The sequence below is a fragment of the Butyricicoccus faecihominis genome, assembly GCF_014648015.1.
Classification (GTDB): Bacteria; Bacillota; Clostridia; order Oscillospirales; family Butyricicoccaceae; genus Agathobaculum; species Agathobaculum butyriciproducens.
The window spans coordinates 1-1,388 of sequence record NZ_BMQH01000007.1 but is presented as its reverse complement, the minus strand read 5'-3'; the positions used below and the strand labels follow the sequence as shown (position 1 = coordinate 1,388).

Here is a 1,388-nt window from a genome sequence, read left to right as displayed (position 1 = left end):
AACTGCCTGACCGTATTCCAGCGTGACCCGCTGCTTTCCGGGGCTATCGCATACAACATCCTGACCGACCGCAAGGACATCATAAAGCCCATCGGCTTCCACAGGGACAGCACCGCCTTAAACGATACGGACATGAAATATCTGCTTCTCTATCTGGAAGAAACCTACGGGCTTACCAATGAGAAAAAGATTGATAACGCCATCGGGATTGTGGCGAATGAAAACAAGTACCACCCCATCCGGGATTATTTAAGTTCCCTTGTGTGGGACGGGACAGAGCGAATCCGCTTCTGCCTACGGCACTTTCTGGGAGCTGACGCAGATGATTACACCTATGAAGCGTTGAAGCTGTTCCTGATGGGCGCTATCTCACGAGCCTTTCAGCCGGGGTGCAAGTTTGAAATCATGCTCTGTCTGGTCGGAGGTCAAGGGGCTGGCAAGTCCACCTTCTTCCGTCTGCTGGCAGTCCGGGACGAGTGGTTCTCCGATGATTTGCGGAAGCTGGACGATGACAATGTGTACCGTAAGCTGCAAGGTCACTGGATTATCGAAATGTCGGAAATGATGGCAACCGCCAACGCCAAGAGCATTGAGGAAATCAAGTCGTTTTTAAGCCGGCAGAAAGAGGTTTACAAGATACCCTATGAAACCCACCCGGCAGACCGCCCCCGTCAGTGCGTGTTTGGCGGCACTTCCAATGCCCTTGACTTCCTGCCCCTTGACCGTTCAGGCAACCGCCGTTTTATCCCGGTCATGGTGTACCCGGAGCAGGCGGAGGTTCACATTTTGGAGGACGAAGCCGCTTCCAGAGCCTATATCGAGCAGATGTGGGCAGAAGCGATGGAGATTTACCGAAGCGGCAGGTTCAAGCTGGCTTTCAGCCCCACCATGCAGCGGTATCTCAAAGAACACCAGCGGGATTTTATGCCGGAGGACACCAAAGCCGGAATGATACAGGCGTATCTTGATAAGTACACCGGGAGCATGGTCTGTTCCAAGCAGCTTTACAAGGAAGCCTTGAACCACACCTTTGACGAGCCGAAGCAATGGGAAATCCGGGAAATCAACGAGATTATGAACCAGTGCATTACCGGCTGGCGGTACTTCCCAAACCCAAGAATGTTTTCCGAATATGGCAGACAAAAGGGCTGGGAGCGCGAAAACCCGGCAACGGACTCCGGCAACCCGTCTGAAAAAACGATGGACGGCTTTGTGGAGGTCACAGAACAGATGGAGCTTCCATTCTGAAAATGACCGCCCGTTGCACCCCCTGTTGCTATCCCATTGCCGAGCCGGTTGCCGGGGAAAACCCCTTATTTCCGGGCTTTTCTCCCTTATAACAACCAAAACAACAGAAAAATAAAAGAAAAGTATAAATAGTAACCATC

General features: G+C 52.1%; 1 protein-coding gene and 1 pseudogene. One reads left to right on the top strand and one right to left on the bottom strand.

Going from position 1 to position 1,388, the window contains the following annotated elements; genetic code table 11:
- On the top strand, positions 1-1,248 hold a 1,248-nt coding region (locus IEY11_RS07855; protein ID WP_243183977.1), incomplete at its 5' end, for a virulence-associated E family protein.
- A 28-nt stretch (positions 1,249-1,276) separates the two neighbouring features.
- On the opposite strand, the pseudogene IEY11_RS15100 reads toward IEY11_RS07855, so the two are convergent.
- Positions 1,277-1,388 (bottom strand): annotated as a pseudogene (locus IEY11_RS15100) (tweety protein); the annotation flags it as partial.